8 protein-coding genes, 1 tRNA gene and 1 other RNA gene are annotated in these 12,811 nt (G+C 71.5%); 6 read left to right on the forward strand and 4 right to left on the reverse strand.

Annotated elements, in window-relative coordinates; all coding sequences use genetic code 11:
* The first annotated feature begins 129 nt into the window (after positions 1 to 129).
* The 6 genes from ffs to ACFC79_RS07835 all read left to right on the forward strand — a co-directional run bounded on the left by ffs (position 130) and on the right by ACFC79_RS07835 (position 9,640).
* An RNA gene (gene ffs, locus ACFC79_RS07810) (signal recognition particle sRNA small type) lies at positions 130 to 226 on the forward strand.
* Positions 227 to 335: 109 nt separating this feature from the next.
* Entirely contained in the window at positions 336 to 2,558 is a 2,223-nt protein-coding gene (locus ACFC79_RS07815; RefSeq protein ID WP_376236554.1) for a DNA polymerase III subunit gamma and tau, read from the forward strand.
* A gap of 260 nt (positions 2,559 to 2,818) precedes the next feature.
* Positions 2,819 to 4,069: a phosphoribosylamine--glycine ligase gene (gene purD, locus ACFC79_RS07820; RefSeq protein WP_376236557.1), complete on the forward strand. Its 1,251-nt coding sequence runs from the start codon at positions 2,819 to 2,821 to the stop codon at positions 4,067 to 4,069.
* A 337-nt stretch (positions 4,070 to 4,406) separates the two neighbouring features.
* Positions 4,407 to 6,371 carry a hypothetical protein gene (locus ACFC79_RS07825; RefSeq protein WP_376236559.1) on the forward strand — a complete coding sequence of 655 codons (1,965 nt, stop codon included), beginning with the start codon at positions 4,407 to 4,409 and terminating at the stop codon, positions 6,369 to 6,371.
* Positions 6,372 to 6,941: 570 nt separating this feature from the next.
* Positions 6,942 to 8,402 carry a N,N-dimethylformamidase beta subunit family domain-containing protein gene (locus ACFC79_RS07830; protein ID WP_376236562.1) on the forward strand — a complete coding sequence of 487 codons (1,461 nt, stop codon included), beginning with the start codon at positions 6,942 to 6,944 and terminating at the stop codon, positions 8,400 to 8,402.
* Between the two features lie 323 nt (positions 8,403 to 8,725).
* Positions 8,726 to 9,640: a phosphoribosylaminoimidazolesuccinocarboxamide synthase gene (locus tag ACFC79_RS07835; RefSeq protein ID WP_376236564.1), complete on the forward strand. Its 915-nt coding sequence runs from the start codon at positions 8,726 to 8,728 to the stop codon at positions 9,638 to 9,640.
* Between the two features lie 64 nt (positions 9,641 to 9,704).
* Here the strand turns inward: ACFC79_RS07835 and ACFC79_RS07840 are convergent.
* The 4 genes from ACFC79_RS07840 to ACFC79_RS07855 all read right to left on the reverse strand — a co-directional run bounded on the left by ACFC79_RS07840 (position 9,705) and on the right by ACFC79_RS07855 (position 12,806).
* Positions 9,705 to 9,777, reverse strand: a tRNA-Gly gene (locus ACFC79_RS07840).
* A 22-nt stretch (positions 9,778 to 9,799) separates the two neighbouring features.
* Complete coding sequence (locus ACFC79_RS07845; protein ID WP_376236566.1) at positions 9,800 to 10,411, reverse strand: DNA-binding response regulator; 612 nt, start codon at positions 10,409 to 10,411, stop codon at positions 9,800 to 9,802.
* The gene (locus tag ACFC79_RS07850; RefSeq protein WP_376236569.1) at positions 10,408 to 11,886 is read right to left on the reverse strand and encodes a sensor histidine kinase; all 1,479 of its coding nucleotides are present in this window, start codon (positions 11,884 to 11,886) and stop codon (positions 10,408 to 10,410) included. Before ACFC79_RS07850 ends, ACFC79_RS07845 begins: the two co-directional genes overlap by 4 nt.
* 59 nt (positions 11,887 to 11,945) lie before the next feature.
* Complete coding sequence (locus ACFC79_RS07855; RefSeq protein ID WP_376236708.1) at positions 11,946 to 12,806, reverse strand: ABC transporter permease; 861 nt, start codon at positions 12,804 to 12,806, stop codon at positions 11,946 to 11,948.
* Positions 12,807 to 12,811 lie beyond the last annotated feature (5 nt).

The raw sequence follows: 12,811 nt of genomic DNA on the forward strand, positions 1-12,811 counted from the left end.
CGCAAACAATACAAGACGTTGGGGAGTGCTCGCGAACCTGTTCCGTTCAAGATCCGCATCGGGGGCTGTCGGGCGATCCAGGAGGGGAGAGGAGTGGACCGGATGGGGTGGGGATCGGCTAAGGTGGGCGTCAGCCCCTCACGTGGCGCTATCTGACTGAACTCCCCCAGGGCCGGAAGGCAGCAAGGGTAGGTTGGCTCTGGCGGGTGCGTGGGGGGCCCTTGTGTGTGCGGGGCGCGGTCTCCGCGGGCGTCTCCTGGCAGGGGAGGGCGACGAGGTCTCGGGTTCGGCTGGGGCGGGGCCGGTTGTCGGTGCGCCCGGATAACCTCGTATGTGTGTCGTCCCTTGCGCTGTACCGCCGCTATCGCCCCGAGTCGTTCGCCGAGGTCATCGGGCAGGAGCATGTCACTGACCCGCTGCAGCAGGCCCTGCGGAACAACCGGGTCAATCACGCGTACCTGTTCAGCGGACCGCGCGGCTGCGGCAAGACGACCAGCGCGCGCATCCTCGCCCGCTGCCTGAACTGCGAGCAGGGGCCGACGCCCACGCCGTGCGGGGAGTGCCAGTCCTGTCGGGACCTCGCGCGCAACGGACCCGGTTCGATCGACGTGATCGAGATCGACGCCGCATCGCACGGTGGTGTGGACGATGCCCGTGACCTGCGGGAGAAGGCGTTCTTCGGGCCCGCGTCGAGTCGTTACAAGATCTACATCATCGACGAGGCGCACATGGTCACCTCGGCGGGGTTCAACGCCCTGCTGAAGGTGGTCGAGGAGCCGCCGGAGCACCTCAAGTTCATCTTCGCGACCACCGAGCCCGAAAAGGTCATCGGCACCATTCGGTCGCGCACGCACCACTACCCCTTCCGTCTGGTTCCGCCGGGCACGCTGCGCGACTATCTCGCGGAGGTCTGCGGGAAGGAGGGCATCCCCGTCGAGGACGGCGTGCTGCCGCTCGTCGTGCGGGCCGGTGCCGGTTCCGTGCGTGACTCGATGTCGGTGATGGACCAGCTGCTGGCAGGCGCTGCCGACGACGGTGTGACATATGCCATGGCGACCGCGTTGCTCGGATACACGGACGGCTCTCTGCTCGACTCCGTCGTGGACGCCTTCGCGGCCGGTGACGGGGCCGCGGCGTTCGAGGTCGTGGACCGGGTGGTCGAGGGCGGGAACGATCCGCGCCGGTTCGTCGCCGACCTGCTGGAGCGGCTGCGCGACCTGGTGATCCTGGCCGCCGTGCCGGACGCCGGGGAGAAGGGACTGATCGACGCGCCCGCCGATGTCGTCGAGCGGATGCAGGCGCAGGCGTCCGTCTTCGGCGCTGCCGAACTGAGCCGCGCCGCCGACCTGGTCAACGAGGGGCTGACGGAGATGCGTGGGGCGACATCGCCACGCCTCCAGGTCGAGCTGATCTGCGCCCGGGTGCTGCTGCCTGCGGCCTTCGACGACGAACGTTCCCTCCAGGCCCGGCTGGACCGGCTGGAGCGCGGCGCATCCTTCGCGACCGCCGGGCCCGGCCCCGCCATGGGGTACGTGCCGGGGCCGGAGGCCCTGGCGCACGCCCCCGCCCCGGTCGCACCGGCCGTGCAACCGGGGGGCGGCCCGGCTGCCGCGCGAGCCGCGGCGCGTGGGGAGACACCCGCGCCCGCCGAGGCACCTTCCGCACCGCCTGCACCTCCCGCACCGTCCGTACCTCCCGTGCAGCCGATGGCACCCGCCGCCGCGCCGCCGTCGGCCGCGCCGACCGGTGGGGCTCCCGCGGGCGGTCAGCGGCCCGGTGCCTGGCCCACCGCCGCCGCGCCGGAATCCGGCCGCCGTCCCGGTGGCTGGCCGACCGCTTCCACCCCCGGCGAGTCGCCCGCGCCGCAGAACGCACCGGCCCGGACCGCTCCCGCGGCACCGGCGCCCGCCGATCCCGGCCCGGCAGCGGCGCAGGGCGCGGGCCTGGCGCAGGGCGCCGGTCAGGTGCGGAACATGTGGCCGGACATCCTGGAGGCGGTGAAGAACCGCCGCCGCTTCACCTGGATCCTGCTCAGCCAGAACGCCCAGGTCACGGGCTTCGACGGCACCACGCTGCAACTCGGCTTCCTGAACGCGGGCGCGCGCGACAACTTCGCGAGCAGTGGCAGCGAGGACGTGCTGAAGCAGGCTCTTGCCGAGCGGTTCAACGCGCAGTGGAAGATCGAGGCGATCGTCGACCCGTCGGGCGGAGCGGGTGCGCCGCCACAGGGCGGCGGTGGTCGGCCCGCCGTCGCACCGCCCACGGCGCAGCGCCCGGCCGCCGCGTCCGCGCCTCAGCAGCAGTACGAGCCCCGGCCCCCCGCCCCGGCCCCGTCGGCCCAGCAGGCGAGCGCGGCGCCCGCAGCCCCGTCGGCCCCGCCCTCCTACGCCGCGTCGCAGCCCGGCTCCACCGCGCCCGAGCCGCCGCAGCCGGTCGCGCCCGAGGACGACATCCCCGAGGCGGACGACCCGGACCTCGTCGACTCCGCCCTTTCCGGACACGACCTGATCGTCCGTGAGCTGGGTGCCACGGTGCTGGAGGAGTTCACGAACGAGTAGACGGGTGGGCGGCCGCCCGCGCCGCGGACTCCGGCATGTTCACCGACCTGCGATCACGGAGCGGTGTTCACCGACCGGTGTTAACGGGTCTGCGTTCACGGAGCGGTGTTCAGGACCTGCTTCCACGGACCGACGTCCATGAGGCGGTGCTCACGGGTCGGAGCTCACGGGACGGTGTTCACGGGATGGCGATCGTGGGGTGGTGTCCACGGACCGGCGTCCGTCAAGGCCGCCATGCCCCGGCGGCTAGGCTGCACGGTGTGAAGGTCCTCGTCATCGGCGGCGGCGCCCGCGAACATGCCCTGTGCCGCTCTCTCTCCCTCGATCCCGACGTCACCGCTCTGTACTGCGCTCCCGGCAACGCCGGCATCGCGGAGGTGGCGGAACTCCACCCGGTCGACATCCTCGACGGCGACGCCGTGGCGCGCCTCGCCACCGACCTGGGCGCCGAACTGGTGGTCGTCGGTCCGGAGGCGCCGCTCGTCGCCGGTGTCGCCGACGCCGTGCGCGCCGCGGGCATCCCCTGCTTCGGCCCCTCCGGCGAGGCGGCCCTGCTGGAGGGTTCCAAGGCGTTCGCCAAGGACGTGATGGCGGGCGCGGGCGTCCCGACCGCCCGCAGCTACATCTGCACCACCCCTGCCGAGATCGACGAGGCCCTCGACGCCTTCGGCGCCCCGTACGTCGTCAAGGACGACGGTCTCGCGGCCGGAAAGGGTGTCGTCGTCACCGAGGACGTCGAGACGGCCCGTGCCCATGCCCTGGCCTGCGACCGCGTGGTCATCGAGGAGTTCCTCGACGGCCCCGAGGTCAGCCTGTTCGCGATCACGGACGGCACCACCGTGCTGCCCCTGAGGCCCGCGCAGGACTTCAAGCGCGCACTGGACGACGACGAGGGACCGAACACCGGCGGCATGGGCGCGTACTCCCCGCTCCCGTGGGCCGACCCCAAGCTGGTCGACGAGGTCTTGGAGTCGGTGCTCCAGCCGACCGTCGACGAGCTCCGCCGCCGCGGCACCCCGTTCTCCGGCCTGCTGTACGCGGGCCTCGCGATCACCTCGCGCGGCGTCCGGGTGATCGAGTTCAACGCCCGATTCGGCGACCCCGAGACCCAGGTGGTCCTGGCCCGCCTGAGGACTCCGCTGGCCGGGGTGCTGCTGGCTTCCGCCAATGGCACGCTCGACGAGCTGCCGCCGCTCAACTGGAGCGACGAGGCCGCCGTCACCGTGGTCATCGCCTCGCACAACTACCCGGGCACGCCGCGGACCGGCGACCCGATCGAGGGGCTCGACGACGTGGCAGCGCAGGATGCCCCGCATGCGTACGTCCTGCATGCCGGCACCCGGAAGGAGGGCGACACGGTCGTCAGCGCGGGCGGTCGGGTGCTGTCCGTGACGGCAACCGGTGAGAACCTCGCGGCCGCCCGGGAACGCGCCTATACGGCGGCAGCCCGGATCAGGCTCGACGGCTCGCAGTTCCGCACGGACATCGCTCGGAAGGCCGCGGAAGCCTGAGCCGGAGGGCCGCGGAGGCCCGGGGCCGGGCGGTTTCGTTCTTGGCTTGATCCGGCTCCTTCGCGGCTCCGACCCGTACTCGCTCCCGGTTCTGCCCCGCCACCTGCATGCGCCGGCGCACCACTGCCCTAAAAGGGGTGGTGCGTCAGCACCTTTACCCAAAGCCATTCCATCGAGTGGCGACTGGGCCATCCGGATGACGCTTGCCGAGCTCCCAACTAGGGTGCGGCGCAAGCATTCCGGCACTTGGCCCACTGACATTGCGATGTCAGTGACGGGTGCCACAGTGGGGGAGTGAACAACACCGCCGCGGGGGCAGAGGGGGTGACATCCGGCCGTGTCCGGTATCGGTACAAGTGAGGAGCCGGGTGCGCGGAGTGCGCGCGCCCAAGCCCTCGTTCTGCTGCGCATCCGCAACAGAGCGACCGCGGTCGCCATCCTGCCGACAGCGGTGGCCGTCGTGCTGCTCGTCGCGGGTGCACAGGGCCATGCCGTCGGCAGCGGTTGGGACGTTGCGCGTTGGACCGTGACTGCCTGCGCGATCGTCGTGCTGCTGATTGCCGCCGCCGTCGCCGTCGCGATTGTGCGGACCAGACCGGCGGTCAGTCCGACCGTCCCGCTCGCCGAGGAGGCCGCCCCCGATCTCTACCGCCTGGTCAGGGACCTCGCCGACCGGCTCGGGGTTCCCGCGCCCTCGGCGATAGCCCTCACCCCCGACTGCGACAGCTGGCTGGAGGACCGTACGCATCCTTCGACGCAGTCCGTTCCCGGGGCCGGTGGGACTGGTGGGACTGGTGGGACTGGTGGGGCCGACGAAGCGGGCCAAGCGGACCGAGCGGGGCAAGCGGACCGAGCGGGTCGAGTGGTCCGAGCGGGTCGAGTGGGCCGAGCGGATCCCGCGTCGCGTTCCGGGGCTCGGGGAAGCCGTCGGGCTCAGGCCTCGCCCGTGCTGGTCATCGGTTCACCCTTCCTGTGGTGGATGCGGGTGGCGGAGCTGCGGGCGGTGCTCGCCCCGGTCGTCGCCGGCACCGGGCCCTCCGCGCACCCCGACATAGCTGCGGCACGCCGCTTCGTCAGAGGTCTCGACGGCGTGGTCGCCGACGCGGCCGCACCGCTTCCCGGACCGCTGGCCGGGGTGCGCGCGGCGCCCCGCGCCTTCGTCGGCTGGATCGCCCGGCTGCTGCTGCGCAGTTGCCGGAACCACGCCGCGGAGATGGAGCGGGGCGTCGCCGCTGCCGCGTCCGTCCGCGCACAGGGTGTGGACTACGGCCTCCGGATCGTCGCCCAGGAGCAGGTCGGCCTCGCATACGCCGGGTGGGACAGGCTGCTCACGCGGGTCGCACTGCCGGCCTGGCAGATGGGCCGCTGGCCGTCCGGGCTGGACGCGGGTGTCGTGTCCGCCCTCACCGAGCTTTCACGGCGCGACCGGCTCGCCGACGGCTTCGCCGCACGGCTCGGTGAGCGCCCCGCCTGCGACCTCCTGGAAGAGCCTGGGGCGGCCGACGAGGCGACATCACTGCTGGCGGCCCGGCTCTTTCACGGTGGCCCGGCGGCGCCCGGACCCGACTGGTCACCGGTCGACTGGCAGCAGTACCCGGAGGAAGTCGTCGACCGGAAGTGGCGTACCGAGGCGGCTCGTCTGCATCGCGTCCTCGACTCGATGCGGACGGCACCCATGCGCTTCGCCGACAGCGCCGACAGCGCCGACAGCGCCGACTTCTCCGGTTCCGGTTCCGGTTCCGGCTCGGGCTCGGGCTCTGGCTCGGGCCCCGGTTCCGGTTCGAGTTCCGGCTCCGGCGGCGCCGTGTTTCCCACGGACGCCGAGGTGCCCACACTGGCCCGCGTCGTCGAGCATCTGGCGGGCCGGATCGGGAGCGGCGAGGAACTCGCGGCCGGAATCAGCGCCGCAGTGGCCCGGGAGGCGGCGGAGCGGCGCAGGGCCCCGCACAGCGGTGCGCCGAGCTCACCCGGTGCCCCGGGCGCCGTCAACGTGGGCGGGGATGTGCTGGGCTTCTGGGGGCCCGTTCCCCTTCCGATTTTCCCGCTCCTGCCGCCCCGCACGGGCACGGAACTGCTCGCCGACCACGTCGCGGCGATGGTCTGTTGTGCCGCTGTCGACACGGCGGGCGCGGCCCCCGGCCTGGACTGGCTCGACGGCCCGGCTCTGTTGGTCGACGGCGAGCGGCGGGCCGATCTGGGCGGCCCCGTCCTCACCCTGATCGAGGACGGGGACGCGGGGCCACTGCGCTCCTGGCTGGCATCGGTCGGCGTGCGGACCGACAAGCCCGTCCGACTCGTCTGACCACTCGGAATACCGCGAGATCGGGACAGCGGGACAGCGGGACAGCGGGACAGCGGGACGCCGCGACACCGAAACACCGGGAGACTGGGACACCGGAACAGAAGCGTCGACGCACGGCCAGTCGCGGCGCAGGGACTGCCTCCATGACACCCGGCTGACGTGCCATGCGGAGGCCGTATGACACAGGGCGGCTGACGCGGCAGAGAACTCGACGCACGTCGGCCGAGCGGCGCGGGGACATCGACGTACGTCGGCCTAGCGGTGCGGGGGACATCGGCGCACGGGGGCCGACGCGCGGACGAAGGAGACAATACGGCTGTTCCCCTCGACACCCCAATGCCCGGAAGGGTACGTTCCGTTCACGTCAATTCGCGACGAACGGTGACGGACTGCATGCGTTATGTGATGTGCTGTGGATCGACGCTGACAGTCGGCGCGTCGCTGTTGGTGCATTGATGACACGCGGCCGAAAGCGGCCGACGCCGGTGATCACCCCGGCGACCGGCATCGGCGATCGCCGGTCGACGACTGCCTCACTGCTGTCGCGGGGGACCGAGGGAGGGGAGCGGTATGGGGGCGGAGCAGATTCGTCGATGGGAGTCGGGGGCCCTGGCACACGCCGTCTCCGATCCCTTCGGTCAGGGCCCCCTGCCCTGGCTGCGCGGCAGTGAGAACTACTTCGACGACACCGGCCATGTCGTTCCCTGGTACGCGGATCCCACCCTGGCCCGATCCTCCGACGGCGGAACCCGCACGGCCGACGACGTGCACCGCCAGATCAAGGGCTTCATCTCCACGGGCGCCGCCGCCCCCGGCGAGGCGATCGACTTCCACATCACCGTGGATCCGCCCCAGCAGTTCTCCGTGGACATCTACCGCATCGGCCATTACGGGGGCGACGGCGCTGCCAAGATCACCACGAGCCCGCGGCTCTCCGGCATCGTCCAGCCCGCCCCGCTCACTGCCGACCGCACGGTTTCCTGCCATCACTGGTGGCAGTCGTGGCGGCTGCAGATTCCCACGTACTGGTCGATCGGCGCATACGTCGCCGTGCTCACCACGGCCGACGGGCACCGGTCCCATGTCCCGTTCACGGTTCGCGACGACCATCCGGCCGATCTGCTGCTGGTCCTGCCGGACATCACCTGGCAGGCGTACAACCTCTACCCGGAGGACGGTCACACCGGCGCCAGTCTCTACCACGCCTGGGACGAGCAGGGCCGCCTCCTGGGAGAGCAGGACGCCGCCGTCACCGTGTCCTTCGACCGCCCGTACGCGGGCGCGGGCCTGCCGCTCCACGTCGGTCACGCCTACGACTTCATCCGCTGGGCCGAACGGTACGGCTACGACGTCGCGTACGCCGACACTCGCGATCTGCACGCGGGCCGGGTCGATCCGAGCCGTTACCGGGGCCTGGTCTTCCCCGGCCACGACGAGTACTGGTCGGTCCCCATGCGCAATGCCGTGGAGGACGCACGCGACGACGGCACCTCGCTCGTCTTCCTCTCCGCCAACACCATGTACTGGCAGGTCAGCCTCGCCCCGTCGCCGTCCGGCGTTCCGGACCGGCTGCTCACCTGTCGCAAGCGTCGCGGTCCGGGGCGCCCCGCGCTCTGGCGTGAGATCGACCGGGCCGAGCAGCAACTGCTCGGTATCCAGTACGCGGGCCGGGTCCCGGATCCGCACCCCCTGGTCGTACGGAACGCCGACCACTGGCTGTGGGAGGCGACGGGCGCCCGTGAGGGCGACGAGATCGACGGACTGGTCGCGGGCGAGGCCGACCGCTACTTCCCGCGCACCGCGCTCCCCGACCACGACAACCGCATCCTGCTCGCCCACTCCCCGTACCAGGACAGCGAAGGGGCCACCCGCCACCAGGAGACCTCCCTGTACCGGGCGCCGTCGGGCGCTCTCGTCTTCGCCTCCGGCACCTTCGCCTGGTCTCCGGCCCTCGACCGTCCCGGCCACGTGGACCCCCGTATCCAGCGCGCCACGGCCAACCTCCTGGACCGCATCTGCAAGCGGGACTGAAACAGCCGGACTGAAACAGCCGGACTGACTCAACGGGATCGACCCAGCCGGACTGAAACAGCCGACCTGGAGCAGCCGATCTGAACAGCCCGCCTGGAGCCGCCGATCTGAATAGCCGACCTGGAGCAGCCGGACTGAAACAGCGGGGCTGAAACAGCAAGTCCGGAGCAGGAGGTTTGGAGCAGCAGGGCGGCAAGCAGCGGGGCCGAACCAAAAGGAGCGGGGCCGAACCATACGTGCGCCCGAATGCCCCCGCTCCCACCCCACCACCCCCGATACGGGAGAATCGGAACAACTCCTGGATCAACCTACGCGGAGGCAGCGTGTCCGGATTTGTAGAAAAGCCCGAACCAGTGCAGGTCCCGGGGCTCACCCACCTCCACACCGGCAAGGTGCGGGACCTGTACCGGAACGAGGCCGGCGACCTCGTCATGGTCGCCAGCGACCGGATGTCCGCGTACGACTGGGTCCTGCCGACCGAGATCCCGGACAAGGGCCGCGTGCTCACCCGGCTGTCGCTGTGGTGGTTCGACCAGCTCGCCGATCTCGTGCCGAACCACGTCCTGTCCACGGAACTCCCCGCCGGGGCCCCCGCCGACTGGGCTGGCCGCACGCTGATCTGCAAGTCGCTGCGGATGGTCCCGGTCGAGTGCGTGGCCCGCGGCTACCTCACCGGCTCCGGTCTCGTCGAGTACAAGGTCTCCCGCACGGTCTGCGGTCTCCCGCTCCCCGAGGGTCTCGTCGACGGTTCCGAACTCCCGGCGCCGATCTTCACGCCCGCCACCAAGGCGGCGGTCGGCGACCACGACGAGAACGTGAGCTACGAGGAAGTGGCCCGGCAGGTCGGCGCGGAGACCGCCGCGCAGCTGCGCAGCGTCACGCTGGACGTGTACAGCAGGGCCCGGGACATCGCGCGCGAGCGCGGGATCATCCTGGCCGACACGAAGTTCGAGTTCGGCTTCGCCGCCACGGCGGACGGCGGTGAGGAACTGATCCTCGCCGACGAGGTGCTGACCCCGGACTCCTCGCGTTTCTGGCCCGCGGCCGTCTGGGAGCCGGGCAGGGCCCAGCCGTCGTACGACAAGCAGTTCGTGCGCGACTGGCTGACCTCGCCGGCCTCCGGCTGGGACCGCAGGAGCGAGCAGCCGCCCCCGGCCCTGCCCCAGGAGATCGTGGACGCGACCCGGGCGAAGTACCTGGAGGCGTACGAGCTCCTCACCGGAACCCCCTGGCAGTAGGCGGCAGGGAGACCGACAACACGAAGAAGCCCCGGCCGAGAGGCCGGGGCTTCTTGCTGAACTGAGCGGACGACCAGGTTCGAACTGGCGACCTCAACCTTGGCAAGGTTGCGCTCTACCAACTGAGCTACGTCCGCAAGCGCCGAAGCGCAGGCACCACTATACCCATCCCCGCGCGCGTGCGAGACGCGCCGCGGCATGACGGTTCTCCGCCCCGAGCTTCGAGACGGCCGCCGAGAGGTAGTTCCGCACCGTTCCCTGCGACAACGAGGCCCGCTCCGCGATCTCCGCGACGGGTGCTCCGTCCGCCGCCAACTCCAGTACTTCGGCCTCGCGCGCGGTGAGCGGCGAGTCCCCCGCAGAGATCGCGTCGGCTGCCAACTCCGGGTCCACGTAACGGTTTCCGGCATGTACGGTGCGGATGATCCCGGCGAGCTGACGCGCGCTGACGGTCTTCGGCACGAAGGCCCGGACCCCCGCCGTGAGTGCCCGTTTGAGGTGTCCCGGTCGACCGTGACTCGTCACGATCATCGTGCGGCAGTCGGGCAGTTCCGCCCGAAGAGATGTGGCGACACTCACACCGTCGGTGCCCGGCATCTCCAGGTCGAGGACCGCCACGTCGGGGCGATGGGCCCGAGCCATGGCCAGTGCCTCCGGACCGGTCGCCGCCTCCGCGACGACCACGAGATCGTCCTCCAGCGCGAGCAACGCGGCCAGCGCACCCCGGATCAGGTGCTCGTCATCGGCGAGCAGCACTCGCACAGCTGTCATGGTCGTTTCTCCTGAAGGGCCGTACGTGATGGCGCTTCCGACACCGTTTCGGAATCGGCGCCGGACGGCGTGCGCGAGGGAGTGCGGGGCCGCGATTCGGGTCCCGCACCCGCACCCCCGCAGGGCTCGGAGCCGGACGCCGTACCCGTGCCGATGTCCGCGTCGATGCCCGCGTCCGTGTCGGCCAGCGGGATCGTCGCCGTGAGCCGGAACAGACCCTTGTCCACCGGGCCCGCGTCCAGCGAACCGTCGAGGGCGCGAAGCCGCTCCCGCAGCCCGGCCAGCCCGGAACCGCCCGATCCGTTGGCCGAGCCCGACCCGTCGGCCGAGCCTGACCCGTCGGCCGAGCGCGATCCGTCGACGGACCGTGGTGCCCCGTCGTTCTCCACGTCCAGCACCGCGGCGCCCGCCGTGGTGCGCAGCCGGATCGTGCAGCGCCGGGGGTCGCCGTGCCGCAGCACATTGGTCGCCGCTTCCCGTACCACCCAACCGAGTGCCGACTGCACGGAGGGGGGCAGTTCGCCGCCCCCGTCGCCGACCACCTCGCAGGCGATCCCGGCCGCTCCCAACACTCCTCGGGCACCCGCGAGTTCCGTACTCAGGTCGGCCTTCCGGTATCCCCGTACGACATCGCGCACCTCCTGCTGGGAGGCTCGGGCGATCCGCTGCACCTCGACCATCTGGTCCACCGCCGCCGGCCTGCCGCGCTGGGCCAACTCCACCGCCAGCTCGCTCTTCAGCGCGATCACGGCGAGATTGCGGCCCAGTACGTCGTGCATGTCCCGCCCGAACCTCAGCCGCTCCTCGGCCACCGCCAGCCGGGCCTCCAGCTCCCGTGCCTCGTGCAGCTTCCACATCACGTCCAGGGACCAGGCGGACGTCCGGGTGGTGCCCGACACCAGCCCGCCTCCGAACGCCGTGGAGAGGGCCAAACCGATGGTCAGCGCAGTGCCCCCGCCGAGCAGCCACACCGCCGCGCTCGTCCCGGCCACGACGGCGGCCTGCTGGAGCCCCGACACCCACCCGGGCACGAGGTTCACGAACGCACAGGTGAAGGGCGCCACGCAGGCGCTGAACGCATAGCCGGGCTCGGGGAACTCGTGCAGGCCCGTGTACCGGGCGAGGGCCAGCATCGCTGCCAGGTTTGCCACCAGCAGGGCTCCGCCGACAGCGACGACACGCCGGTCCACGGTTCCCCGGCCCAGGTAGGACGCCAGCCCCTGGGCCATCAGCATCGTCCCGCAGACCCCGTGCGCGATCGCCAGCAGGATCGTGCCGGCGATCAGTGCGGCGGGTGCCGCCTCGCGCACGGGGCGGGTCACGGACATCAGGATCTGGGTCACCGTCGCGAACCACACAAGTGCGTACAAGGTGCCGCGCGTATACAGGTCGACCTTGTCGAACCCGCTGCGTCGGCGCCAGCCCACCCTGCGCCGCCGCGGCCACACCCGTGCGCCAAGCCCTCGTCCAGTCACGACTCTCCCCGGCCCCTACGCACTCACACCCACACCCACACCCACACCCACGCCCCTCCTCAGCGTCGAGGGTCCCACCGGAACCACCGCTGCACAGCAAACACGGCGAGCACGGTCCAGGCCAGTGCGTTGAGTCCGGCCTCGAGCAGGTCGTACCCGTCCGCGCCGCCCAGCCACCCGGCCCGCACGAGGGTCATCACGCCGGTCACCGGCAGCAGTTCGCACACCGTCGCCACCCGGTCCGGCAGGATTTCCAGCGGAACGAAGAGCCCCGAGCCGATCATCGAGACGAGGAACAGCGGCAATGTGGTGATCTGCGAGGTCTGTACGGTCCGGGTCACCGCGGAGGTGACGGCGGCCAGTGCGGACAGCAGCACCACTCCCAGCAACAGTCCGGCGACGAGCAGTTCCGGGCGCTGCGGTGCGCCGAGACCGAAGAACATCGCACCGGCCAGGACCACCAGCACGGTCTGCACCAGCGCCAGCGCGGCCGACGGCAGCGCCGTTCCGGCGAGGATCTCCCGGTCGGTGACCTCGCCGGTGCGCAGCCGCTTCAGGACCAGGTCCTCGCGCCGTGCCACATACGCGGCGACCAGGTTCATGTACACGACCTGCATCAGCACCATGCCGATCCCGCCGGAGAGCGCCGCCCCGGCCACGGTCAGTCCGGTTCCGCCCAGATCGATCCGGTCCAGTGTCGTCTTCATCGCCAGGACCATCGCCACCGGCACCAGCAGCGCGACGAAGACGGCGGTCCGGTTCCTGGCGAGGATCGTGAGTTCGGCGCTGCCGAGTGCCCGCAGCCGCCCCATGGCCGTCGTGCGCCTCTCCGCGTCCCGCCCTGCCGTGTCAACCGTCGGACCGGCCGTCGGACCGGCTGTCGGATCGGCCGTCGGATCGGCCGTCGTCGTGCCGGTCATGTGGG

Source organism: Streptomyces sp. NPDC056061, from assembly GCF_042266885.1.
GTDB lineage: Bacteria > Actinomycetota > Actinomycetes > Streptomycetales > Streptomycetaceae > Streptomyces.

Excerpts from the sequence above, each read along its gene's own strand:
- ACFC79_RS07830 (WP_376236562.1), top strand. The coding sequence starts at position 6,942 with ATGGGGGCGGAGCAGATTCGTCGATGGGAGTCGGGGGCCCTGGCACAC.
- ACFC79_RS07845 (WP_376236566.1), bottom strand. The coding sequence starts at position 10,411 with ATGACAGCTGTGCGAGTGCTGCTCGCCGATGACGAGCACCTGATCCGG.
- ACFC79_RS07855 (WP_376236708.1), bottom strand. The coding sequence starts at position 12,806 with ATGACCGGCACGACGACGGCCGATCCGACGGCCGATCCGACAGCCGGT.